24 protein-coding genes are annotated in these 22,160 nt (G+C 55.7%); 4 read left to right on the top strand and 20 right to left on the bottom strand.

The genetic code is table 11. The features are described 5' to 3' along the window. Positions 1-5 precede the first annotated feature (5 nt). The 13 genes from GYN08_RS21650 to yyaC form a co-directional block, all read right to left on the bottom strand. Positions 6-482 (bottom strand): GNAT family N-acetyltransferase, encoded by a 477-nt coding sequence (locus tag GYN08_RS21650; protein ID WP_166279176.1) that lies wholly within the window; start codon positions 480-482, stop codon positions 6-8. Positions 483-627: 145 nt separating this feature from the next. After that, on the bottom strand, positions 628-2,064 hold the full coding sequence (gene gatB, locus GYN08_RS21645; protein ID WP_166279173.1) for an Asp-tRNA(Asn)/Glu-tRNA(Gln) amidotransferase subunit GatB: 1,437 nt from the start codon (positions 2,062-2,064) through the stop codon (positions 628-630). 32 nt (positions 2,065-2,096) lie between these two features. After that, positions 2,097-3,554, bottom strand: coding sequence for an Asp-tRNA(Asn)/Glu-tRNA(Gln) amidotransferase subunit GatA (gene gatA, locus GYN08_RS21640; RefSeq protein ID WP_166279170.1), 1,458 nt, complete (start codon positions 3,552-3,554; stop codon positions 2,097-2,099). Between the two features lie 26 nt (positions 3,555-3,580). After that, positions 3,581-3,868 carry an Asp-tRNA(Asn)/Glu-tRNA(Gln) amidotransferase subunit GatC gene (gene gatC / locus GYN08_RS21635; RefSeq protein ID WP_166279167.1) on the bottom strand — a complete coding sequence of 96 codons (288 nt, stop codon included), beginning with the start codon at positions 3,866-3,868 and terminating at the stop codon, positions 3,581-3,583. Positions 3,869-4,054: 186 nt separating this feature from the next. Further along, positions 4,055-4,438: an ATPase gene (locus tag GYN08_RS21630; RefSeq protein ID WP_166279164.1), complete on the bottom strand. Its 384-nt coding sequence runs from the start codon at positions 4,436-4,438 to the stop codon at positions 4,055-4,057. Positions 4,439-4,669: 231 nt separating this feature from the next. Then, positions 4,670-4,942: a hypothetical protein gene (locus GYN08_RS21625; protein WP_166279161.1), complete on the bottom strand. Its 273-nt coding sequence runs from the start codon at positions 4,940-4,942 to the stop codon at positions 4,670-4,672. Positions 4,943-5,252: 310 nt separating this feature from the next. Next, the gene (locus GYN08_RS21620; RefSeq protein ID WP_166279158.1) at positions 5,253-5,885 is read right to left on the bottom strand and encodes an MBL fold metallo-hydrolase; all 633 of its coding nucleotides are present in this window, start codon (positions 5,883-5,885) and stop codon (positions 5,253-5,255) included. Position 5,886: 1 nt separating this feature from the next. Beyond that, positions 5,887-6,456, bottom strand: coding sequence for a thioredoxin family protein (locus GYN08_RS21615; protein ID WP_166279155.1), 570 nt, complete (start codon positions 6,454-6,456; stop codon positions 5,887-5,889). Between the two features lie 49 nt (positions 6,457-6,505). Next, on the bottom strand, positions 6,506-7,120 hold the full coding sequence (locus GYN08_RS21610) for a DedA family protein (protein WP_166279152.1): 615 nt from the start codon (positions 7,118-7,120) through the stop codon (positions 6,506-6,508). Between the two features lie 144 nt (positions 7,121-7,264). Further along, a complete protein-coding gene (locus GYN08_RS21605) occupies positions 7,265-8,443 on the bottom strand; it encodes a class I SAM-dependent methyltransferase (protein ID WP_166279150.1) in 1,179 nt (392 codons plus the stop codon). Between the two features lie 65 nt (positions 8,444-8,508). Then, positions 8,509-9,165: a DUF6483 family protein gene (locus tag GYN08_RS21600; protein ID WP_166279148.1), complete on the bottom strand. Its 657-nt coding sequence runs from the start codon at positions 9,163-9,165 to the stop codon at positions 8,509-8,511. A 32-nt stretch (positions 9,166-9,197) separates the two neighbouring features. Then, positions 9,198-9,983 carry an alpha/beta fold hydrolase gene (locus GYN08_RS21595; protein ID WP_166279145.1) on the bottom strand — a complete coding sequence of 262 codons (786 nt, stop codon included), beginning with the start codon at positions 9,981-9,983 and terminating at the stop codon, positions 9,198-9,200. A gap of 17 nt (positions 9,984-10,000) precedes the next feature. Further along, positions 10,001-10,579: a spore protease YyaC gene (gene yyaC, locus GYN08_RS21590; protein WP_166279142.1), complete on the bottom strand. Its 579-nt coding sequence runs from the start codon at positions 10,577-10,579 to the stop codon at positions 10,001-10,003. Between the two features lie 232 nt (positions 10,580-10,811). Here yyaC and GYN08_RS21585 point away from each other — a divergent pair, with 232 nt between their 5' ends. The 4 genes from GYN08_RS21585 (at position 10,812) to GYN08_RS21570 (ending at position 12,730) form a co-directional block, all read left to right on the top strand. After that, positions 10,812-11,036 (top strand): DUF1128 domain-containing protein, encoded by a 225-nt coding sequence (locus GYN08_RS21585; RefSeq protein WP_166279139.1) that lies wholly within the window; start codon positions 10,812-10,814, stop codon positions 11,034-11,036. A 246-nt stretch (positions 11,037-11,282) separates the two neighbouring features. Further along, on the top strand, positions 11,283-11,540 hold the full coding sequence (locus GYN08_RS21580) for a GlsB/YeaQ/YmgE family stress response membrane protein (protein ID WP_166279136.1): 258 nt from the start codon (positions 11,283-11,285) through the stop codon (positions 11,538-11,540). 90 nt (positions 11,541-11,630) lie between these two features. After that, the gene (locus GYN08_RS21575) at positions 11,631-12,167 is read left to right on the top strand and encodes a YtxH domain-containing protein (RefSeq protein ID WP_166279133.1); all 537 of its coding nucleotides are present in this window, start codon (positions 11,631-11,633) and stop codon (positions 12,165-12,167) included. A 143-nt stretch (positions 12,168-12,310) separates the two neighbouring features. Then, positions 12,311-12,730: a DUF5665 domain-containing protein gene (locus GYN08_RS21570; RefSeq protein ID WP_235946430.1), complete on the top strand. Its 420-nt coding sequence runs from the start codon at positions 12,311-12,313 to the stop codon at positions 12,728-12,730. A 206-nt stretch (positions 12,731-12,936) separates the two neighbouring features. Here the strand turns inward: GYN08_RS21570 and GYN08_RS21565 are convergent, their stop codons facing one another. The 7 genes from GYN08_RS21565 to GYN08_RS21535 form a co-directional block, all read right to left on the bottom strand. After that, a complete protein-coding gene (locus GYN08_RS21565) occupies positions 12,937-13,710 on the bottom strand; it encodes a sigma-70 family RNA polymerase sigma factor (protein ID WP_166279130.1) in 774 nt (257 codons plus the stop codon). Next, on the bottom strand, positions 13,707-14,159 hold the full coding sequence (rsbW, locus tag GYN08_RS21560; RefSeq protein ID WP_166279127.1) for an anti-sigma B factor RsbW: 453 nt from the start codon (positions 14,157-14,159) through the stop codon (positions 13,707-13,709). Before rsbW ends, GYN08_RS21565 begins: the two co-directional genes overlap by 4 nt. Positions 14,160-14,177: 18 nt before the next feature. Next, positions 14,178-14,516: an STAS domain-containing protein gene (locus GYN08_RS21555; protein ID WP_166279124.1), complete on the bottom strand. Its 339-nt coding sequence runs from the start codon at positions 14,514-14,516 to the stop codon at positions 14,178-14,180. A gap of 133 nt (positions 14,517-14,649) precedes the next feature. Further along, on the bottom strand, positions 14,650-16,305 hold the full coding sequence (locus tag GYN08_RS21550; protein ID WP_166279121.1) for a response regulator: 1,656 nt from the start codon (positions 16,303-16,305) through the stop codon (positions 14,650-14,652). 18 nt (positions 16,306-16,323) lie between these two features. After that, positions 16,324-17,193 carry a CheR family methyltransferase gene (locus GYN08_RS21545; protein ID WP_166279118.1) on the bottom strand — a complete coding sequence of 290 codons (870 nt, stop codon included), beginning with the start codon at positions 17,191-17,193 and terminating at the stop codon, positions 16,324-16,326. Between the two features lie 63 nt (positions 17,194-17,256). Continuing rightward, positions 17,257-20,934 (bottom strand): response regulator, encoded by a 3,678-nt coding sequence (locus tag GYN08_RS21540; RefSeq protein ID WP_166279115.1) that lies wholly within the window; start codon positions 20,932-20,934, stop codon positions 17,257-17,259. Continuing rightward, the gene (locus GYN08_RS21535) at positions 20,935-22,098 is read right to left on the bottom strand and encodes a SpoIIE family protein phosphatase (RefSeq protein WP_166279112.1); all 1,164 of its coding nucleotides are present in this window, start codon (positions 22,096-22,098) and stop codon (positions 20,935-20,937) included. Between the last annotated feature and the right edge of the window lie 62 nt (positions 22,099-22,160).

Here is a 22,160-nt window from a genome sequence, read left to right as displayed (position 1 = left end):
GGCATTCATTCCGGTCTCTTCGCCTCTCTCTCCCGTCGCATGGTCGCCAGTTCGATACCCGGCGCAATGTTCTCGCGCTTAAAAGGCACAAAGCCGAATTTTTCGTACAAGCGCATCGCGGGGCGGTTTCTCGAACCGGTCGAGACGATATAGACGGAGAAATCCGGATAATGCGCGAAGACATACTCGATCAAACGACTGGCGATTCCCTGCCGAAAAAAATCCGGATGTACCATCATCCGGGTCAGCGTAAGTTCGCCGGGCATCTCTTCCTCGACCGCAACGGCTCCGGCGAGTTCTCCGCTTTTTGCCGTATAGCCGTAAAACGTGTCGCTGCTGCGCTTTAAGGTCTCGAACGTGTCCGCAAGCGGCGGAATTTCGTCGAAGCCGATCAGCTTGGCTTCAAGACGGTAAGCCGTCGTCTGCAGCTGCAGCAGCCTATGGACCAGAAGATCGTCTTCCATATCAACCCTGTCGATCATCGCAATCCCCTCGCTTTTTCTTATTATTAACCGAATTTCCCGTTTTCGCTTTAATCCATGAGTTTGTTTGTGGAAGGGGGCCCACGATAAAGGACGCGTCCGCAAGCGAACGCGCCCTTCGTACGGCCGATCGGCCGAAGTCGGATCAGCCTTTCAGCAGTTCCGTAAGCAGTTTGTTGACCAGTCCCGGATTGGCCTTGCCCTTGCTCTGCTTCATGACCTGGCCGACCAGGAAGCCGATCGCCTTGTCTTTGCCGGCCCGGTAATCTTCGACCGACTGCGGATTGGCGGCGACCACTTCGGTCACGATCGCCTTGATCGCGCCTTCGTCGCTGATCTGGACGAGTCCCTGTTCTTCGACGATCTGCTGCGGACGCTTGCCGCTCTGCAGCATTTCTTTGAACACGGTCTTGGCGATCTTGCTGCTGACCGTGCCCTTGCCGATCAGTCCGACCAGTTCGCCGAGGCTCTGCCCGGTGATCGGAACGGCTCCCAGTTCCAAGCCGCTCGTATTGAGATGGCCCAGCAGTTCGCCCATGATCCAGTTGGATACGGACTTGGCGTCGTCCGTATGCTTCAGGCTTTCCTCGAACAGGTCCGCCAGCGGCTTCGAGGAGGTAATGACCTGCGCGTCGTAAGCCGGCAGGCCGTAATCCGCGCTGTAACGCGCACGGCGAGCGTCCGGCAGTTCCGGAATGCTCGCGCGGATCCGTTCTTTCCAATCGGCGCCGATCTCCACGGACACCAAATCCGGGTCCGGGAAGTAGCGGTAATCATGAGCCTCTTCTTTGCCGCGCATCGAGAACGTCTGCCCCTTGGCTTCGTCCCAGCGGCGGGTCTCCTGCACGACGACGCCGCCCTCGTCCAGAATCTCCGCCTGGCGGATTTCCTCGTATTCAAGGCCGCGCTGCACGCCGCGGAAAGAGTTCATGTTTTTGAGTTCTGCGCGGATGCCGAATTCCTTCTGTCCTTGCGGACGAATGCTGATGTTGGCATCGCACCGCAGCGAGCCTTCCTCCATTTTCACGTCCGACACTTCGCAGTACTGCATGATCGCGCGCATCTTCTCCAGGTAAGCGCGCGCTTCTTCCGGCGAAGAAATCTCCGGCTCGGATACAATCTCGACGAGCGGCGTGCCGACGCGGTTGAAGTCGACGAGCGAGCCGAAGGCTCCCGTATGAGTCAGCTTCCCGGCATCTTCTTCCAGATGCAGGCGCGTGATGCCGATCCGCTTGGTCTTTCCGCCGACTTCGATGTCGATCCAGCCGTGCTCCCCGATCGGACGGGCCGCCTGCGAGATCTGGTACGCTTTAGGCGAATCGGGATAGAAATAGTTTTTGCGGTCGAAATGGCTGATGTCGGCGATCTGGCAGTTCAGCGCCATCGCCGCCTTGATCGCGTATTCGACGGCCTGACGGTTCAGCACCGGCAGCACGCCGGGGTGACCGAGGCAGACCGGACAAGTATGGGTGTTGGGCGGCGCCCCGAACTCGGTGGAGCAGCCGCAGAAGATTTTGGATTTCGTGTGCAGCTCGACGTGCACTTCGAGTCCGATGACCGTTTCGTATTGTACGGTGGACATGACAGGCGGTTCCTCCTTCTTACGCGCGCGGATTAAATCTGCGGGCGGCGTTTGTGATGATCGGTACTCTGCTCGAACGCGTGCGAGACGCGCAGCACGGTCTGTTCGTCAAACGGTTTGCCGATGATCTGCAGGCCGACCGGCATGTCGTCCGCGAATCCGCACGGAATGCTGATTGCCGGCACGCCCGCAAGGCTGACCGGAATGGTCAGGATGTCGTTCAGGTACATGGTCAGCGGATCGTCCGTTTGCGAACCGATGGCAAAAGCGGTCGTCGGGGCCGTCGGCCCCACGATGACATCGAACTTCTCGAATACCCGGTCAAAGTCCTGCTTGATCAGCGTGCGAACCTTCTGCGCCTTCAGATAGTAGGCATCGTAATAACCGGAGCTGAGCGCATAGGTGCCGAGCATGATCCGCCGCTTCACCTCGTCGCCGAATCCTTCGCTTCTCGACTTCAGATAGAGATCGAGCAAATTGTCCGGATTGTCCGCGCGCACGCCGTAACGCACGCCGTCGAAACGGGCCAAGTTGGACGAAGCTTCCGAGGACGACAGCAGGTAATAAGCGGCCAGCGCGTATTCCGTATGCGGCAGCGAAACTTCTTCCCAGGTCGCGCCGAGCGATTCCAGCTGCCGGATCGCCGCCATAACGGATTCCTTGACCTGAGGGTCGACGCCTTCGCCCATGTATTCCTTAGGCACGGCGATGCGCAGTCCCTTGATGTCGCCCGTCAGCGCGGAGACATAGTCCGGCACGTCCACGTTCGCCGACGTCGAATCCCTGTCGTCGTGACCGGCGATCGCCTGCAGCACATAAGCCGAGTCTTCGACGGTACGCGTTACCGGACCGATCTGGTCAAGCGAAGAAGCGAACGCCACAAGGCCGAAACGCGACACAAGGCCGTAAGTCGGCTTCAAACCGACCACGCCGCAGTAAGAAGCCGGCTGGCGGATCGAACCGCCCGTGTCGGAGCCGAGGGTGAAATACACTTCGCCCGCCGCGACAGCCGCGGCGGAACCGCCGCTGGAACCGCCCGGAACGCGGTCCGGATTCCATGGGTTGCGAACCGGATAAAAACTGGAATTTTCGTTCGAACCGCCCATCGCGAATTCGTCCATATTCAGCTTGCCGATCGTGACGCTGTCGGCCGCGCGGAGCTTCTTCACCACGGTCGCGTCGTATACCGGATCGAAATTGCGCAGGAATTGGCTGGCGCAGGTCGTGCGCAGCCCTTCCGTCACGATATTGTCCTTGATCCCGGCCGGCAGCCCGAACAGCAGCCCCCGCTCTTCGCCCGCCGCCAGCTTTTCGTCGAGCTTGGCCGCCGAAGCCAGCGCTCCTTCTTCGTCGACCGTCAAAAAAGCTTTTACTTTCTCGTCGCGCTCCCCGACTTTTTGCAGGGAGTCCTTGACCAGTTCGGTCACGGACAGTTCACCGGCGTGCAGCCGGTTATGAATTTCCCGAAGTCCCAAATCGAACAATGTCACTATCGCACCTCCGCGTTGATCGTTAACTATTCAAGTACTGCCGGTACCCGGAACTGGCCGTCTTCGTCTTCGGGCGCATTTTGCAATACCCGCTCGATCGGCAAGCTCTCGCGTACGTTGTCTTCGCGCATGACGCTGTGCAGCGGCAGCACGTGCGTCGTCGGCTCCACGTTGTCCGTATCCAGCTCGTTCAGCTTTTCCGCATACTGCAGAATGGCGCTCAACTGCTCGGCGAACATTTCTTTTTCGTCGTCTTGCACATTCAACCGGGCAAGTTTCGCCACGTGTTCGACCTGTTCCACCGTAATTTTCATATCAAGTTCTCCTATCGTTTAAAGGGTTAAAGTGCCGAAACTCCTCAACGTCCCCATTATAGGTTAGCAACCCGCAAAAATCCAGACCGCCGCGCAGTCTTCAGCGTCCGCCTTCCGAGCCGTGCCGACGCGCGGCAGGCCGTACGAATAGTCTCTCCTAAAGAAAAAAGCCGGCAGCCGCCGGCTTTAAATCCATGCCCGTAAATTGATTCGCTTGATGAACTCGGCCTGCGACATCGGCTCTGCGGCCGCTTCGATTTCCGGTTCGGACGTTTCTTCTTCGCCGTTCATTACCTGATAGAACAGCTTCTCGTTGTGCGTTGCCAGCGCGTAATCGATCAGTGCGGCACGCTCGACCTGCTCCGCTTCGAAACGCAGTACGTTTACCTCCGGCTCGATATCTTTTTCGGTCACGAAAAAGTTGCGGTTGGCCTGCGGGATTCGAACGATATAATCGAAAGCGTTATCCGGATTACGATCGTAAGCGATCAAATAACCGTATTCCCCCACAGGGAGGTTTTGTTCGAAGACGTCGGCGACGATCACGATCTTTTCTCCCAGATGAAGCATTGTTTCTCCCCCTCGGTCGTCATCTATAAAGCCCGGCACGCCCGGGCGCTTCCGGCTTCATGGTCCACTTGTTCATGAAAAATGAATGTAAAGCAAATGCTTGACTTATATCGTACTAAAAAAAGGTTTTGCTGTCCACGCAATCGGCTCACTTCATGTGAGTTTTATACGAAAATCGAGTCCGAATTTTCCGGTAAGCGCCTACGAACGTCCGTTAACGGTGCCCGCCGGCTAAAAGCGCGGATCCTGTCTGTCCCGAATTCGGCTCAACCGCTCGTGCCAAGGCTGAGCTATCCGCCCCGCCCGCAGCTTGACCGAATTCCAAGAACGTACCGCGGCCTCTTCCGCGTCTTTGCTCCCGCAGCGGTAGACCGCTTCGGTTTCCCGAATTTCCGGCAGCTTTTCGCCGTCCTTCGTTTCCCGCTCCGTGCGCTGCCGCGATCCCCTTCTCGCTTCCGTCGTTTTCTCCCCATCAAAAGGCTTTGCTCCGTCCAATTCGCTCATCTCTCCCTCGATATTCCGATCCGTGCCCGGACCGACGGTCGCCGCATTGGACGAAGGTCACGGCCGGGCATGCATCGGTGGTGATTGGATTGCCATATGAAGCGTCGATCTCCCGAAAAAAGCAAAAAAAAGCACGCAAACCGGGAATGAATCCTCAGCTTGCGTGCTTCGCAGGCGTTAGGCGCATCGCGAAAATCGGCCTTAACGCCGTGTTCGCTGCCGCGCGTATGTAACTCAATAGCTGTATCTTACTACCGGGTTCGCCTATTGTCCAGCTTTTGAGCGTCCTAATGGGGAAATGTCCGCCATTTTACAAAGCCGGAACAAACGGATTATTCGCTTTCTCGTAACCGATCTTGGTTCGAGGGCCATGCCCCGGGTAGACGACCGTATCGTCCGGAAGCTTGTACAGCTTCAAACGGACCGAGTCGACCAAGTCGCCCTGACGGCCGCCGTACAAGTCGGTCCGTCCGACTCCCTCCCGGAACAGCACGTCGCCGGCGAAGAGGTCTTTGCCGCACAGGAAGCTGACGCTGCCCGGCGAGTGTCCCGGAGTATGCAGCACCTTGAACTCGTTTCCGATCAAGCTTAACGTCTGGCCTTCGACCAGCGCGAACTCGGCCGGTTCGGCCTTGATCGGTCCTCCCAGCTCGGACCACATCGCGGAACCGTTGAACTTCGGATTCCCGAGCCAATCGGCTTCCAAATCGTGCACGTATACCGGGCAGCCTTTCATCCGGCGCAGTTCTTCCACGCCTCCGATGTGGTCGAAATGCGCGTGGGTCAGCAGAATCGCCTCGATATGCAGGTGCTCGACCCGCCGCATCAGCGCGGCGGGATTCATGCCGGGATCGACCACGACCGCTTTCAGATCGTCTTCTCCGCGCAGCAGGTAAGCGTTGGTCTGCAGCGGTCCCAAGTTAAAAGTTTCGACTCTCAGCATCTTACACCCCCGACAGAAGCGTACGCAGCTCGTGCACGATCACTTCGTGAACGGAAGTGCCTTCGCCGTAACGCTCTTTCATCTGCTCGCGAACGATCTTCATGTTGTCGGCATAATCCGGCGCTTCGCGGTCCGGATTTTCCGCTTTGAATTTGCGCATCAGCTCCTGCACCTTTTCCGGACGAGGTCCCCACTGCGCCAGCGGTTCGCCGTCCGCATCGGCGAAAATGACGATCGGCACGGAACGCCCTCCCATCGTCAGATACTCGTCCATCAGATCGAAGTTCTCCTCCAGAATCATCACGTCGACCGGAATCTCAGCCGTTTCCAACACCCGGAATACGACCGGAACGTTGCGGGCCACGTCGCCGCACCAATCGGCCGCCAGAATGACGCTTCTCAAGTCTCCGCGCGAGCGCAGATTTTCAAAAAAGAGCCGGTCTTCTTCGTTCTTCCACGAGAAATCGCGGTATCCCGCTTCGAACGTTTCCTTGTTTTGCTGCATGGAATCCATGAATGCCTGCGGAGTCCGCCCGGTTCCGAACCGGGACTTCAAATTTGATTTGCCCATGGCTCTCCCTCTTTTCTCTCAAAATTCCGGCCGAAGCCGGGTGTCCGGATCAAGCGCGCATCTTCTTGCGGCGGGTGAGCACGGCTTTGACTACCAAATACACGAGCAGCACGAACGCCGCTCCCAAAATGATCGGGACGATATAAGGCGATGCTTTTTCGTCGATCTGCTCCCATTGCCCGCCGAGCTGATAGCCGAGGAAGATGAACAGGATCGACCATGGAATGACGGCAAGCGTCGTCAGCACCGTAAAGCGCCAGGTCGGCATTTTGGCCAGGCCGGCAGGAATCGAAATCGCGTGCCGAACGACCGGGATGAAGCGGCCGGTGAAAATGATGCCCGCTCCGTATTTGTTGAACCAAGACTCGGCATGATCGATATGAGACTCTTTGATAAAGATGTACTTGCCGAACCGTTTCAGTACCGGACGACCGCCGTAGCGGCTGATCCAGTAAATGAAGAGCTGGGCGAACACCCCGCCGATCGTGCCGAACAGCACCGCTCCCCAGAAGTTGATGTCGCCCGAATAGACCAGAAATCCGCCGTAAGCCAGCACGATTTCGCTCGGGATGACTTCGACCATCAGGCCGAACATGATGCCGAAATACCCTAACCCCTGAATCCATTGAAACAGCTGTGCCACAATATCCGAAATAACGCTCACCGTTTTCCCTCTTTCCTGTGCCGTTGCGTTGGCCGTCCCCGTGTCCCTGCCCTCCCGATTCGAAAAAATCACAGGACCGGACTTGGGATTGAAGCGCTCAACGTTTAGACTTATCGTTTAATTTCCCGCCTGCCGACTCCGCGTTCAGACGTTCGAAGCGGCGGGCAGACGATCGCGCAGCGCGTTTTCCAGGTACGGCGAAGCGCCGAGAAAACCGCGGAACGCTTCGTATTCGCGCCACAGTGCCGCCGTATCTTGACCGCCCGACTTTACTGCACGGATCAGAATGTTTTTGGGCGTATGTTCCATATCGATAAACTCGAGCAGTTGGGTCTTATACCCGACGATGTCGAGCAGCTTCGCCCGGATCGCGTCGGTGGCGAGCGCGGAGAAGCGTTCTTTCAGGATGCCGTGCGAAAGCAGCGGCTCCAGCACGTCATTTTGCACCTGCGAAAAAAGTTCATGCTGGCAGCACGGTACCGAGAGAATCGCCGAAGCTCCCCAGCGTACCGCCTTTTCCAGCGCGGCGTCGGTGGCCGTATCGCAGGCGTGCAGCGTGATTACCATGTCCACGGCTTCGAATTCGTCGTAATCGGCGATGTCGCCGATGCGGAAATGCAGCCCGACATAGTTCAGCGTCCGGGCCAGCGATTCGCAGTGTTCAATGACGTCCGCTTTGAGATCGAGGCCGACGACGTTCAGCTCGAAACCTTCCTGCACCGCCAGATAGTGATACAGCGCGAACGTCAAATACGATTTGCCGCAGCCGAAATCGACGATGGTCAGCTTCCGTTCCTTCGGCAGGGCGGGCAGAATGTCGCGCACCATCTCCAAAAAACGATTGATCTGGCGGAACTTATCATACTTGGCGGCCAGCACGCGTCCTTTGTCGTTCATGACGCCCAGCTCGACCAGAAACGGAACCGGCTCTCCCTCGTCCAATACGTAAGTTTTTTTGCGGTTGTGGGCAAGGTTCGGCGCTTCTTTTTTCGTCGGCGGTTTTTTCAAAATCGCCGTTTTGCCTTTTTTGCTGACCAATACCTGATAATCGGCTTCCAGCGTGCAGAACAGTCCTTGGCGCATATCGTTCTCCAACAGTTCCGCGATTCGCTTGCGCGCTTCTTCGAGGGTCAGATTATCATGCGTGACTTTTTTCTCGTAGTGATAGGCAAGCTGATAATGCAGTTCGTTTTTCAGCAGGACCGGCTTCACGGCCACTTTGGCGTAAGCTTCGCCATCCTTGCGCCGAGGCTGGCTGACGGTCGCCGTGACCAGCCTGCCTTCCGGCAGCACGGCTTCCAGCAGTTCGTCGATATTTTGCATGGGTGAATCTCATCCTCTCGGGTGTTGTCGTCTTGTTGTCGACATCGGACTTTTCGTCCGGAGCCTTATTCTTCTCGGAGCGCTTCGATGCCTTCTTCCAGTTCTTCTCGGGTCAGTCCTCCGGCCTGCAGCCGTTCTTCGTCGAGACCCGACAGCCGGGCATAGAACATTCTGCCTTCTTCCAACGCATTCGGATCATTCTCGGCGCTCGCGTTCAGCATCCGGTACATGGCATCTTCCGCCTGTACGTAGCGGCCTTCCCGCTCCTCATAGAGCATGACAAGCCGTTCCGCTTCGGCGGGCAGCCGATAGCGCTCAAGCAGAGCGTACAGTTCGGCAATCCGTTCCGGATAATCGACCAGTTCCCGGCTGCCGCCGTTCAATGCCGCGAACAAATACAGATGAAGCGCCTTGATCCGCACGGCTGCGGCTTCCTGTTCCTCGCCCATGTTTTCGCGGATTTCTCCGTTTTCCTGCAGCATCCGGGCGACAAGCTGAAGGCTTTCCGCATCGACGCCGTCCCTCTGCCGGAACAGCCCGATCAGTTCTTCGGGCGGAAGCGAACGCAGCATCTGCTCGCTCATGCGGAAGTTGCGCTTCAGCAGCCCGTCGAGTTTTTCGAGAGCCTGCTCGTTTTTTTGCTCCCGGCGGAGCCCCAACATCGCGCCGACCGCCTCGGTCATTTCTTCGATCATGCGTGTCAAATAATCTTTTCTCAGCAATGGAATCCCGCCTTTTCAAACATTCGGTGCCTTTACAGGCTCTCGGCAAAAGAAGCGATCTGACGAGCCAATTCCTGAGGCGCCTCGAACAGGCTCATATGGCCCGCGCCTTCGATTACGCGTTTTGTCGTGCGCGGATTCTCGGCGGCGAACGCCTTCTCGGGCGGCGCGATGCCGTCTTCGCCGCCGGCGATCAGCAGGACGGGCAGCTTCGAATCCCGGATCACGCGCTTCCGGTCGGGACGTTCGCGCATCGCAAGCGCCGCGCCTGCCGCTCCCCGGGGGTTCGTGCCGAATCCGATCTCCAGCACCCGGTCCAGCTCGGCGGTCATCCGCTTTGCGTTATCGGGAGCGAACCAATTGGGCGCGGATTGTTCCACGAACGGACGAACGCCTTCGCGCAGTACCCGCTCGGCAACGGCCGTCCGCTTCTCTCTGCCCGCCTCGTCGTCCGGCAGAGGCGTGGAATGGATCAAACCGAACGCCGAAAGCCGTTCGGGATACCGTTCCGCGAAAGACAGCGCCGTATACCCGCCCATCGAATGTCCCAGCAGCACGGCCTGTTCAATCTTCAACTCGTCCAGCAGCCGAAAAACGCCGTCGGCCAGCCGCTCGATCGTGTACGGGCCTTCCGGCGCTTCGGAAGCTCCATGGCCGAGCAGGTCAGGCACGATACAGCGGAAATGTCCTTCCAACAGCGGTACGACCCGTTCCCAGTAATCCGCGCTTCCCATAAAGCCGTGCAGCAGCACAAGCGCCGGCCCATCTCCACGGTCCGCATAGCGGATCGGCAGCCCTTGTTGTTCCCTTCTTTCCATTCGCACGCCTTCTTCCGTTATCGTTTTGCCGGACGGAGCGAATTCTGCGCCGTGACCGGTTCCAAGCCGAACGCCTTAACCGCCGAAGCCGCCGCCCGATCCGCCATCTGCAGCACAAGCCCTAGCGAAGCCGTTTGCAGCGCCTGATACGGTTTCGGGCCGTACACGTTAACGACCGCCGCGATGCTGTAATCGCCGATCGGCACAAACGTTCCTTTCATGGAGCCGGCAGGAGTCAGGGGAGCGCGCAAAGACAAAAATTTCCCGACCGATCCCGGCTTGCCCAGACATGCGTCGAACGCGACAATTTTCAATTCCGGAGGCAGCGCGGCGACAACCGCTTCCAAGCGGGTCGCATCACACGGCTCTTCCAACGTACCCGCAACATGAGGAAAACCGGCCGCTTTCAAGCGGCTTCCGACAAGCGGCCCGAATGCGTCTCCGCTGGAACGATCGGTGCCGATACACAAAAACATCAACTCTTCCGGGCGAAAAAGGGCCGATGCTTCATCAAACAGCTCGTCCGGGCCCGCGAAGCGATCTTCGCGTTTGCCTTCGCCCTGCGGCTGCGCCCATACCGATTCACTTATGCTCAAAGCCTCTTTCACCTCTTCATTCCGGTCTCCCGGGCTTCCGATCCTTCGATCGATTTCCTTTCGATTTTAACGCACTTTACGGGTATTCTGCAAAAAAGGATGAGTCCGCACACGGATCATGCTACAATGGGGGAACATGAGCCGTCGAACGGCGCGACTTTTCCAAGATTCGTTCTGGCGAAAAGCGACGTTCCCAGACGGAATTCGCCTGCCGGAAGGAGATTACTCGCATATGGATTTGTCCGAAAAAACCCAGGAAAATGTAGAGCACATGATCGAAGCGATCAAAAATAAGCTTCGGATGGCTTCCGGGGCGGCAATGCAGCCTTCCTCGTTTTCCGTTGACCAGTACGATGACATTTTTGATGTCTATGATCTGGTGATGAACAAACCCAGCCTCAGCATTTCCGAAGTCGAAGCGGTGGCTTCCGAACTGGGCCGCCTTCGCCGGAAATAAACGCGAGGCTGCCGCACCCCACCCGGAATTTCCGCCTTTCGTTAAGCCCGGCCTTTCGCGCTCGTATCCGAGCCGCGGGCCGGGTTTTTGTCTTTCTCTCCTTCATTCCCAGGCCTTTCCTCCTTGTGCCGCAGTGCCGGTTTGCCTGTTTCAGCGGGAAAACGGGCGTTTATATAGCAATTAAGAGCGGCGGCGCAGTCATACGCAGCAATGCGCAGCGGAAAGCCGGGAACGGAGGTGAGCCGGATGTGGGGGCTGGTTATCAGCCTGATCATGGCGATTGTGATCGGATTTATCGGAGATGCTTTGGCGGACAACATGATGCCTGGGGGAATAATCGGAGCCGCGGTTGCCGGTTTTGCCGGAGCTTGGGTAGGCAGTCTTCTCTTTGGCGATATCGGTCCGACCATCGCGGGCTTTGCCATCATCCCAGCCGTGCTCGGCACTGCGATCTTCGTCCTGGTTCTCGGACTCATTGCCAAGATGTTCAGACGCGCAGCTTAGAGATTCGACAGACGGAACAAATTGGAAGAATCCAATCCGTACCGACATGTGACCGTACGGCACATGACTACACTTAAGGAGTGATTTTGCATGAATGAAGCAGAAAGAGAATATCCGGCACAAAGCGGCACGACCTTTGCCAAAGGTCTCTTGATCGGTAGTCTGATCGGCGCCGCTGCGGCACTGCTGTTTGCTCCGAAACCGGGTCGCGATCTTCGCAGCGACCTTTCGGATAAAGTGGGAGCTGCTACCGACAAGACAAAGGGAGCCGCGAGCACAATCGGCTTGAAAGCCAAAGATACCGCTTCGGTCGTCGGCGACAAAGCCAAATCGGCAGCCGGCGTCGTAAGCGACAAGGCGACTACACTCGCCCAATCCGTATCCGAAAAAACGTCGAACGTCATTCAGTCGGTGCGCAAAAACGGAGCCGACGTAGCGGAGTCCGTCAGCGACGCTTCTGCCGATGTCGGCGAAACCGTAAAAAACGCTTCCGCCGATGTGGCAAACGAAGCGGTCAAAGCGGATAAAGAAGTCATGAAAGAAACGGCCGACAAAGCGAAAGAAGCGCAAGAAGAAATGAAATCGAAAAACTCCGGCTCGCCTACAAGCGAAAAGCCTGTCCTGTAACCCCGAACATTTTGAAAAAGCCGGCTGATCCAGCCGGCTTTTTTTATCGAATATCTTGAACCGCGCTTTATCCCACTGTCGTGTTTGCGTTACGCGAACCGCATACCTTAACCAACAACATGATCGAAAGCGGGGAATTTGCCATGGCAACCACAGAAACCAGACCCAATCCGGGCGATCGTTTCGCGAACGGAACAATAGATCAGAATGAGCGCACGCAGGATGGGACGCTTCGCCCCCAGGATTTGGCTAAAGATCACCCGTTCGAACTGCGTCACGAAGTGACCCGGTTGAACAAGCAGCTGGAAGACATCTCGATTGCGTTAAAAAAAGGCGATTTCAAAGATCTTGTCGAAAACTACACCGATTGGAAAAGACGCTTGATTTCCAACTTCACTGCCGGTATCGCCCGCGGTCTGGGACTGACGGTCGGTACGGTCGTCGTCATCGCGCTGCTTACCTGGATCGCTTCCGTGATGGCCAGCCTGGGCGTTCCTTATGTCAGCGACTTTTTCGACTATGTAGGCGGCCTGATTCAGGAAAGCCGCGATACCACGTCCTGATTCGGAACGGGATCATGCCGGACTTCCCGCAAAGCGTCCAAGACCGTTATTTCCGAAACGAACGGCACTTCCGTTTTGGAAATAACGGTCTTGGTTTATCGGGTTTTCCGCTGCGCGCGGCCGCATCAAAACGCAAAATGGCCAGGCCATTTTTAAAAAAAGAAACGGCCTGACCATTTTCTTATTAACCTGAATCGTCCCGGTCTTCATAGCGACGAAGAATTGGACATAATCTGCTTGAGCTTTTCGGTCGCTCTTTTTTGAATCCGCGATACGCTCATTTGGGAAACGCCAAGCTTCTGCGCGATCGCTCTCTGGGACTGCCCTTCCTGGAAGGCAAGCAGCAGGACTTTTTGCTCCTGCTCCTTCAGCTGGCTGAGCGCCTGCTGAAGGTCCATGCGGCGTTCGACGGTATCGTAATCGTTGACGTCGGAACTGATCAGTTCTCCGAGCGTTGCCGCGCTTTCCTCCTGGGAAAGAGGGGAATCAAGGGACACGTAATGATAGCATTCGCGGCCTGCCAGCACTTCGACCGTTTCTTCCACGCTCAAGTCCAGATATTCCGCGATTTCCTTAACGTCCGGCGAGCGCTCCAAACGGACCGTCAGCTCGTCGATCGCCTGCTGAACGAGCGCTCCTTTTTCCTTGATTCGTCTTGGCACTTGTATGTACCACGATTTGTCTCGCAAAAAGTTCTTCATGTGCCCGATCATGCTCTTCATCGCATAGGGCTCGAAAGGAATTCCCAATTGGATGTCGTACTGCTGGAGCAAACGAATCAGGGCCATTTGCCCAACCTGATACAAGTCTTCGTAAAGATCGGGCCGGTTTCTGGCAATTTTGCCTGCGGCCATCTTGACCATCGGCTCGTACTTTTTAATAAGCACCGTGGCGATTTCGTTATCCTTGGTCTGTTGATACTCCCAGATCAAGGATACCGCTTCCGACATGGATTCAGGCGGGGTCACTTTATCATTCATACTTTCTCCTCACTCCTGGTGAGACGCTTGGTCAGTACGACCTGCGTTCCTTTTCCGCTCTCGCTGACAACGCTGACGTCGTCCATGAGAGCCTGCATCAAATAGAAACCGAGACCTCCGATTTCCACATCGTGCAGTTCTTTGTCGTGCAGGGTCGGGGCATCAGGAGCCTCCTGCTGCGGCAGCGAGAAACTTACGCCTTCGTCTTTGACGGTGATCGTAAGTTCTTCTCCGTTAATGCCGAAGAGGACCTCCACCAATCCTCCTTCCTGTCCGTACGCGTATAAAACCGAGTTATTGCAGGCTTCGGATACGGCGACCTTCATGTCTTCGATGTCCTCGTAAGAGAATCCCATCTTGGACGCGATCCCGTACAGGTTAAGCCGTACAATATCCACGTAGTCGGCTGTAGCCGGTAAGTTGAGAGTAACGGTTTGATCTGCTTTCATGCGTTGTTCGATCCTTTCCTATTGGGAATTCTCTTGGGGTTCAAAAAACTTGGCGATGCCTGTCATGTCAAACAGTTTTTGAATTTGAGTCGGCACTTCTTCCACGCTGAACGAGGCGTTCATGGAATGCCGGGCTTTCAAAATGGACAGCAAAATGCCAATCCCCGTACTGTCGATGTACTTCAAATCTTTCAAATTGATAGCCAAATCGACGTCGGAATCCCCTACTAACGGTTCCATGACAAGACGAAAATCCGGCGCTACGGACAAATCGAGTTCCCCGGTCAAGTAAACGACGCTTTTTCCTTCTTCGGAAACCGTTCTTGCATTAAACTTATCGCTTTTATTAGTGGTCATAGACATTCTCCCTAAAAAAATGTTTTCTTAGCTTATTAAACGTAAACCAAGCGATTGAAACGAAATCTTGCAGATCCGTTGACACCTGCAGGCATTTAACCGGACCCGCGTTTCAAGAAAAGCCCGTTCTTCGTCAGCGGGCCGCCTTCTTGATAGGATAAGTATGATACAACGGCACGTGGCGCGCAAGAACCTGCTTTACTCCGGCCATTTTGACAGGCTTGCTGATGTAATCGTCCATGCCCGCTTCCCGGCAGCGCAGCTGAATGTCGTTCATGACATTCGCGGTCATCGCCACGATGACGGGGCTTTCGTCCGAAAAGCGTTCGCGAATCCGCCTCGTCGCTTCAAGACCGTCCATCACCGGCATTTGCAGATCCATAAACACATAGTCGTAAAGCCGGTCTTCCAACATTCGCAGCGCCTGCTCGCCGTCTTCGGCCGCTTCGACCGCAATGTTCATTTTCTGAAGCATGCTCACCATCAGCTTGCGGTTAACCGGGTGGTCGTCCACGATCAGGACCGAAGCCGTTCTCCCTCCTTCTTCGCGTACCGACGTTAAAGATTCGCTTCGAAAAGGATTCGGCTCTTCCGGCTGAAAGCTTTGTACCTGGATCGTAAAGACGAATGTCGCTCCTCCCTCGTCCATGGCTTCGACATAAATGTCTCCGCCCATCATTTCGACGAGCGTTTTGCAGATTGCCAGACCCAGTCCTGTGCCTCCGTACTTTCTCGTCATGGAAGAGTCTAGCTGAGAAAAAGGCTGGAACAACCGATTGATTTTTTCCGGAGAAATGCCGATCCCCGTGTCTTTGACGGCAAATTCGAGCGTCAACCGGCCGTTTTCTTCCCCTCGCCTCGAAACGACCAAATAAATGCCGCCCCGGTCGGTAAACTTGACGGCATTCGCCACCAGATTAATCAGAACCTGCCGCAAACGGGCCATGTCCCCGTACAGCAGATCCGGAACCGACTCCTCCGTAAAGTATACCATCTCAAGATTTTTGCGGGTCGTTTCCATTGTAAACAGATTGAAAACTTCGCTAATGCATGTTTTCAGCTCGAACGGATGCTCTTCCAATTCCATCTTGCCCGACTCCATTTTGGTAAAGTCCAAGATATCGTTGATGACGGTGACGAGCGCGTCCGCGCTGCCTCGGATAATTTCCGTATATTCCTTCTGCTCCGGCTTCAGCTCCGTTTCCATAAGCAGATCGATCATCCCGATCACGCCGTTCATCGGCGTACGGATCTCGTGGCTCATCATGGCCAAAAATTCCGTCTTCGCCTTGGCCGCGATTTCGGCCGCTTCCTTCGCCTTGACCAGCTCTTCGTTGATCTTCTCCAGCTCCTGCGTTTTTTGGTGCAGCAGGGCGGTCTGATCCTTAAGGCGCTTGTTGGCGAGGTACATGCTGACAAACCCCTCGATTTTGGATTTCAAAATCTGGGGGATGAACGGTTTGACCATATAGTCGATCGCGCCTGCGGAATAACCCGCAAACAAATGCTCGGACTCTTTGCTGTTGGCGGAAATGAAAATGATCGGAATGTCCTTGGTCTTCTCTCTCGCTTTAACGAGTTTAGCGGTTTCGATCCCGTCCATGCCCGGCATTTGGACATCGAGCACGATAACCGCGAATTCGTCCTTCAGCAGGCAGCGCAGCGCTTCTTCGCCCGAAGTCGCCTTCACGAGCGTATAACGCTCGCTGCCCAGAACGGCTTCCAAAGCGAGCAAGTTTTCCGGACGGTCGTCGACCAACAGGATATGAATCGGCTCTTGAACCACCATGGAATCCTCCTACACTTTCTATTTAATCTTCCGGTAGATCTTCTCGACCCGATCCAACGGTTCATAGCAGTCGCTGAAGCGGGTGAAGTGAATGGACTCTTTGGAACCGAGAACGAGGATGCCGAAACGGCTGAGGCTCTCGTAAAACAGGCCATGCACTTGATCCCGAAGCGTGTCGTTGAAATAAATCATTACGTTCCGGCAAAAAATAACGTTGAATTCGTTGAAAGAACGGTCGGTCGCAAGATTGTGCTCGGCAAAAATGATGTTTTTGCGCAGATAAGGCTGCAGCATTACCGAATTGTACTTGGCCGTATAATAATCGGAAAAAGACTGCGTCCCGCCTGCTTCCAAGTAATTTTTGGTATAAAGCTTCATTTTTTCGATGCCGTAAATGCCTTCCTTTGCCTGTTGAAGCGATCGGTCGTTCATATCTGTCGCATAAATGCGCGCTTTGTCGTAAAGTCCTTCCTCATGCAGCAAAATTGCCATCGAGTACACTTCTTCTCCGGTCGAACAGCCGGCGTGCCAGATTCGGATGTACGGATAAGTCCGCAGGATCGGCACGACTTCGCGGCGGAATGTCCGAAACAGTTCTGGGTCCCGAAACATTTCCGTTACCGGAATCGAGAGGCTTTGGACCATGCGCTCGAAACAGGCACGGTCATGCAGCACCTTGTCCTGAAGTTGGGAAATGCTGTTCAGGCTCTCGGCATGGACATGGTGCCAGATCCGGCGCGTCAGCGACGGCCTGGCATAGTTCCGGAAATCGTAACCGTACATCCGATGCACGCCTTCAAGCAGCAGATCGGTCTCGATCGCTTCCAGTTCCGTTGAATCAGGCGAACTTTCCGATAAAACCGCATCCTGAAAATCGTTGAATTTCATAAGTTCAACCCCGATTGTGTAAAAAATCGTCCTTAATCTTTGTTTATTACCCAAATTTATCGCTTACGAATACAACCAAACGCGCATTAAGGAAAGAAGCTGTTCGGTCTGAATCGGTTTTTTGACGTAATCCGAAGCGCCGGCCTCGATGCATTTGCCCCGGTCCTCTTTCATCGCCTTCGCCGTGAGCGCAATGATCGGAATGCGTTCGAACTTCGGCATCTGCCGGATCAATCGCATGGCTTCATAACCGTCCATTTCCGGCATCATCATATCCATCAGGATCAGATCGAAGTCTTCCTGCTGCTCCAGAATGTCGATGGCTTCTCTGCCGTTTTCGGCGAAGGTCACGTCCATGCGGTATCCTTCCAGCACGCTCGACAGCGCGAATACGTTGCGGACGTCGTCGTCGACAAGCAGAATCTTTTTGCCTTCGAACAGCGTCTCTTTGTTGTGCAGCTTCTGCAGGATTTTACGTTTATCTTCCGGCAGGTCGGCTTCGACCCGGTGCAGGAACAGCGTCGTTTCGTCGAGCAGCCGTTCCGGCGACTTGACGTCTTTTACGATGATCGACTCGGCGTACTGACGCAGCTTCGTCTCTTCCTTCGCGTCGAGATCCTTGCCTGTGTAAATAATGATCGGCAGATCGCGCAGACGGTCGTCCTCGCGAATCCGGTCCAGCATTTCGAACCCGGTCATATCCGAAAGCATCAGATCGAGCACCATGCAGTCGTAACGATGACGCTGAAGCTCTTCGAGCGCCTGCGTCCCCGTCCCCACCGCTTTGATCGCCACGTCGTCGTGCCCGATCAACTCGATGATCGCCTTGCGCTGAATTTCGTCGTCTTCGACGATCAGCAGGTGCTTGACTCCTTTATCCGCATAAGAACCGATATAGGAAAATGCGCGCTCCAATCCTTCCTTGTTGGCCGGCTTTTTCAGGTAAGCGATCGCTCCCATCATAAGCCCCTGCTTGACGTCGTCGACGACGGAGACGACGTGCACCGGAATATGACGGGTTTCCGAGCTGCTCTTCAGCTCGCTCAGAATGGTCCACCCGTCGATGACCGGCAGTTGAATATCTAGAATGATGGCGTCCGGCATGCGGCTGCGGGCCGTTTCGAGGCCGGTATCGCCCTGAACTTCGACTATCGCTTTATATCCGTTGCTTCTCGCCATGTCGCGAAGAATAACGGCGAATTTCGGATCGTCTTCAATAATCAGCAGAACTTTGTCGTGAGGATCGATATGGTCCCGATCGTCCTCGATTTCCGTCCGCTGCGCTTTCGGCGCGATCGGCTCCACGGCCTCCGGCCGTCTTTTCCGATTCAAGACGCGCTCCTCCGGACGCGACTCGGCGGCGGAGTTCTCTTTCGGGCCGGACTCTTCGCCCGATGCATAAGTCGTCAGCTTCGGAATGTACAGCGTGAAGCGGCTGCCTTGGCCTTCTTCGCTCTCCAGCTCGATTCCGCCGCCGAGCAGCTTCGCCAACTCGCGGCTGATCGACAAGCCGAGCCCCGTGCCGCCGTATTTGCGGCTGGTCGTGCCGTCGACCTGCTGGAACGCTTCGAAAATGATATCCGTCTTGTCCTGCGGAATGCCGATCCCCGTATCGATGACGGAGAATTCGATAAATTTGCGTTTCTTCTCCAGATAATCCGGCAGCTGTTCGGGTGCGGCTTCCCGTACCCGGAACGTGACCGAGCCTTCGGAAGTGAACTTGAACGCATTCGACAGCAGATTGCGCAGCACCTGCTTCAGGCGATGTCCGTCGGTCAAAAGGGCGCTCGGCAGTTTATCTTCGTCCGCCTCGATATGAAGTCCGATCCCTTTTTTGTCCGCGACCGCGGCGAAGTTGCCCGAGACAAATTTGGTGATCTCCTCAAGCGGCACCGGCTCCCGGTTGAGCTCCATCTTTCCGGCGTCGACTTTGGACAGGTCGAGAATTTCGTCGATCATCTTCAGCAGGTCGGAGCCCGACATGTAGATGGTCTGGGCGTATTCCACCTGTTTCGGCTCCAGGTTGCCGTCCTTGTTCTCCGCCAGCAGCTGCGAAAGGATCAGCAGGCTGTTGAGCGGCGTACGGAGTTCGTGCGACATGTTCGCCAAAAACTCGGACTTGTATTTGCTCGAGACGGCGAGCTGCATGGTCTGACGTTCCAACTGAACGCGCGCCAGCTCGACTTCCCGGTTCTTTTCTTCGGTCTCGTGCACCTGCTCTTCCAGCGCTCGGGTCTTCGCAATCAACTCGGTGTTGAAATGCTCCAGTTCTTCCTGCTGACGCTGCAGCAGTTCCTCCGAACGCTTCAGCGCATCGGTCTGCGATTCCAGGCTTTCGTTCGAGCGTTTGAGTTCTTCCTGCTGCGTCTGAAGCTCTTCGGATTGGCACTGCAGCTCTTCCGTGAGCGCCTGCGATTCGCGAAGCAGTTCCTCCACGCGCAGCCGTCCGTTGATGTTGTTCAAAATGACGCCCAGATTGGACAGCAATTGATCCAGCAGTTGGCGGTGAAGCTGGTTGAACGGCGTCAGCGAAGCGATTTCGAACACCCCGATCAGCTCGTCTTCCGCCACGATCGGATGGATAAGAATCTGCGTCGAGGCGCTTTCGCCGAGGGCGGAGCGGATTTCGATGTACTGCTGCGGCGCGTCCTCGAGCAGGATCGTGCGGCGGTCGGCCGCGCTCTGTCCGAGCAGGCCCTCTCCGATGCGGAAAGAAGGCTTGATTTTCGAATCGCCGGAAAAAGCATACGAACCGTAGAGGCTCAGTTCGTCCGGATTTTTCACGTCCACCAGATACAAAGCTCCGTACTCCGCTCCTAGAACGGGGGCGAATTCGCTGACGAATGTCTGCGATACCTTTTCCAGAGACATGATTCCTTTCAGCACGTCGGTAATGCGGGCCATATTGGAATTGATCCAACCCTGGGCGTTTTGCGCCTCCGTGTACTCGCGTTCCATGCGCTGCTTTTCTTCGATGTCCTCGGCCATCTCCTGGAACACGCGGGCCACGGTCCCGATTTCGTCTTTGGATTTGACTTTGATGCGCCGGATCGCCTTCAATTTCCCTTTGCCGAAGCTCGAGATCATCATGGAGACCGTATTAAGCCCCCGGGTGACGCTCGGAATGACCCACATCATCACGCCCAATCCGAGCAGGAGGCCGACAACCAGAAACGCGGTCGTGATCTGGGTCGAGCGTTGGTAAGCCTCTTTGACGCTGCCGACTTCCGCTTCCACCTGAAGATCCTGATAATTCGCCAGATCGTTCAAGACGCTCAGCGCCGTTCGCTGAAGCTCGATGCCCGTCGAGTCGCGGTAAGCCCTCGCCTGCTCGATTTCCCCGTTTTCCAGCAGCTGCATCAAATTGGCTTCGTAGCTCGAAAAGTTCTCCCAGGCGGTGCCCACCCGTTGAACAAGCCGCCGCTCCTCCGCCGAGCCCTGCTCGGCCGTAATCGAGTTCCAATACTGCTGCGTGCGCTCTTTGGCGTTCTCGATCAGCAGGCGGCTTTCCGACAATTCGGCCGACCTTCCGCCGAGCAGCTGGTTGGCGAGTTCGGTCGCGATGTTGTTGACTTCTCCCCTCATGCCGCTGCTGTAGCGAACCTTCATGTAACGGTCTTGATATACCCGGTCGATCTGGTCGTTCATATAGCTCATCCGATCGTAGCTGACCAGCGAAAGCGCCAGCATGATGATCAGCAGCGCCGAAAATCCGACGACCAGCTTGGTCTTTATTCTCATTTATTCAGCCGCTCCCTCTTTCAAAGAAATCCAGACCAGACATTTATCGTCGTCCTGCTCGGCATCGGGTTCCCCTACAAAGAACGCCTCTTCCATTCGGGCCTTATTGAAAGCGTGCCCTTCGCGCAGATGACTGATCAAAAAATTCAGCTGATCTTCCTGTTCGCCGTCCACCGCTTCGAGCAGCCCGTCCGTATACAGCACCAGATGGCTTTCGCCTTCGTAAGAAACCGTTTGGGGTTCGGCGTCGATTCGGTCGAACAAACCGACCGGATGCGAGGAACGTTCCAGTCTCACCACTTCGTCGCCGCGGAACAGCATGCCCGGAGGATGGCCCGCATTCACGTAATCGATCCGTTTGAAGCGCGTATCCACCACCATATAGATAGCCGTAAAGTAATATTGGATGAGCTGATTTTCGATATGCAGCTGATTGAAACGTCGGTTCAGCTCCTGAATGACCTTTTCCGGATCCACGTAAGTCACGACCGTGTCTTTGAGCACGGAGGCGATGAACATCGTGAACAACGACGAAGAAATTCCGTGTCCCATCATATCCAGCAAAATGATGCCGTAGCGCCCGTCGCCGAGCGGATACCACGCGTAAAGGTCTCCGGCCAGTTCGAACGAAGGCTTATACAGCGCGTCGATACCGATATGCCGTTCGTCGACCGGGAGGCTCAGCACGGCATTTTGCACAAGCGCCGCCAGCTTGAGCTCGTCCTGGATGCGCTGGTCTCGCTCCTTGTGCCAGTCTTTCTCCTGCTTGAGCCGCAGCGCCAAGCGGATGCGGGCCATCAGTTCGACTTTGTTGATCGGCTTCGTGACGTAATCGCCGGCGCCCGCGTCCAGCGCTTCGGCCAACTTTTTCGAATCGCCCACGGCGGTGACCATAATGATCGGAATATCGCGAAGGTGCTCGTAAGTCTGGACGATCCGGCACGCTTCGATCCCGTCCATTTCCGGCATCATCATATCCAGCAGAATAAGGTCGATGTCCGAGTTTTTCGATTTGACCCGGGGGTCCAGGTCGGCAATGCCCAGAATCGCGAACATTTCGCGTGCCGAAGAAGCGATCTCGATATTGCGGTAATCTTCTTTTTTCAGTATTTCGCGAATGATAATGACATTGGTAGGATTGTCGTCGACAACTAGAATCTTCATAATCCTCTCCCTCTTGCGTTGAACGCCTCATGTTAAACGCGGTGTGATGGCCTCTCTAAATT

It is taken from the genome of Saccharibacillus alkalitolerans, assembly GCF_011090185.1.
In the GTDB taxonomy this organism is placed as follows: domain Bacteria; phylum Bacillota; class Bacilli; order Paenibacillales; family Paenibacillaceae; genus Saccharibacillus; species Saccharibacillus alkalitolerans.
The sequence above is the reverse complement of the archived record's forward strand: the minus strand, read 5'-3'. Positions and strand labels throughout refer to the sequence as shown.

Excerpts from the sequence above, each read along its gene's own strand:
- GYN08_RS21580 (WP_166279136.1), top strand. The coding sequence starts at position 11,283 with ATGTGGGGGCTGGTTATCAGCCTGATCATGGCGATTGTGATCGGATTT.
- GYN08_RS21575 (WP_166279133.1), top strand. The coding sequence starts at position 11,631 with ATGAATGAAGCAGAAAGAGAATATCCGGCACAAAGCGGCACGACCTTT.
- GYN08_RS21550 (WP_166279121.1), bottom strand. The coding sequence starts at position 16,305 with ATGGTGGTTCAAGAGCCGATTCATATCCTGTTGGTCGACGACCGTCCG.
- GYN08_RS21595 (WP_166279145.1), bottom strand. The coding sequence starts at position 9,983 with ATGGAAAGAAGGGAACAACAAGGGCTGCCGATCCGCTATGCGGACCGT.
- GYN08_RS21605 (WP_166279150.1), bottom strand. The coding sequence starts at position 8,443 with ATGCAAAATATCGACGAACTGCTGGAAGCCGTGCTGCCGGAAGGCAGG.
- GYN08_RS21540 (WP_166279115.1), bottom strand. The coding sequence starts at position 20,934 with ATGAGAATAAAGACCAAGCTGGTCGTCGGATTTTCGGCGCTGCTGATC.
- GYN08_RS21615 (WP_166279155.1), bottom strand. The coding sequence starts at position 6,456 with ATGGGCAAATCAAATTTGAAGTCCCGGTTCGGAACCGGGCGGACTCCG.
- GYN08_RS21650 (WP_166279176.1), bottom strand. The coding sequence starts at position 482 with ATGATCGACAGGGTTGATATGGAAGACGATCTTCTGGTCCATAGGCTG.
- GYN08_RS21630 (WP_166279164.1), bottom strand. The coding sequence starts at position 4,438 with ATGCTTCATCTGGGAGAAAAGATCGTGATCGTCGCCGACGTCTTCGAA.
- gatB (WP_166279173.1), bottom strand. The coding sequence starts at position 2,064 with ATGTCCACCGTACAATACGAAACGGTCATCGGACTCGAAGTGCACGTC.
- GYN08_RS21625 (WP_166279161.1), bottom strand. The coding sequence starts at position 4,942 with ATGAGCGAATTGGACGGAGCAAAGCCTTTTGATGGGGAGAAAACGACG.
- GYN08_RS21620 (WP_166279158.1), bottom strand. The coding sequence starts at position 5,885 with ATGCTGAGAGTCGAAACTTTTAACTTGGGACCGCTGCAGACCAACGCT.
- GYN08_RS21565 (WP_166279130.1), bottom strand. The coding sequence starts at position 13,710 with ATGAATGATAAAGTGACCCCGCCTGAATCCATGTCGGAAGCGGTATCC.
- GYN08_RS21585 (WP_166279139.1), top strand. The coding sequence starts at position 10,812 with ATGGATTTGTCCGAAAAAACCCAGGAAAATGTAGAGCACATGATCGAA.
- GYN08_RS21545 (WP_166279118.1), bottom strand. The coding sequence starts at position 17,193 with ATGAAATTCAACGATTTTCAGGATGCGGTTTTATCGGAAAGTTCGCCT.
- GYN08_RS21570 (WP_235946430.1), top strand. The coding sequence starts at position 12,311 with ATGGCAACCACAGAAACCAGACCCAATCCGGGCGATCGTTTCGCGAAC.
- GYN08_RS21535 (WP_166279112.1), bottom strand. The coding sequence starts at position 22,098 with ATGAAGATTCTAGTTGTCGACGACAATCCTACCAATGTCATTATCATT.
- rsbW (WP_166279127.1), bottom strand. The coding sequence starts at position 14,159 with ATGAAAGCAGATCAAACCGTTACTCTCAACTTACCGGCTACAGCCGAC.
- gatC (WP_166279167.1), bottom strand. The coding sequence starts at position 3,868 with ATGAAAATTACGGTGGAACAGGTCGAACACGTGGCGAAACTTGCCCGG.
- GYN08_RS21555 (WP_166279124.1), bottom strand. The coding sequence starts at position 14,516 with ATGACCACTAATAAAAGCGATAAGTTTAATGCAAGAACGGTTTCCGAA.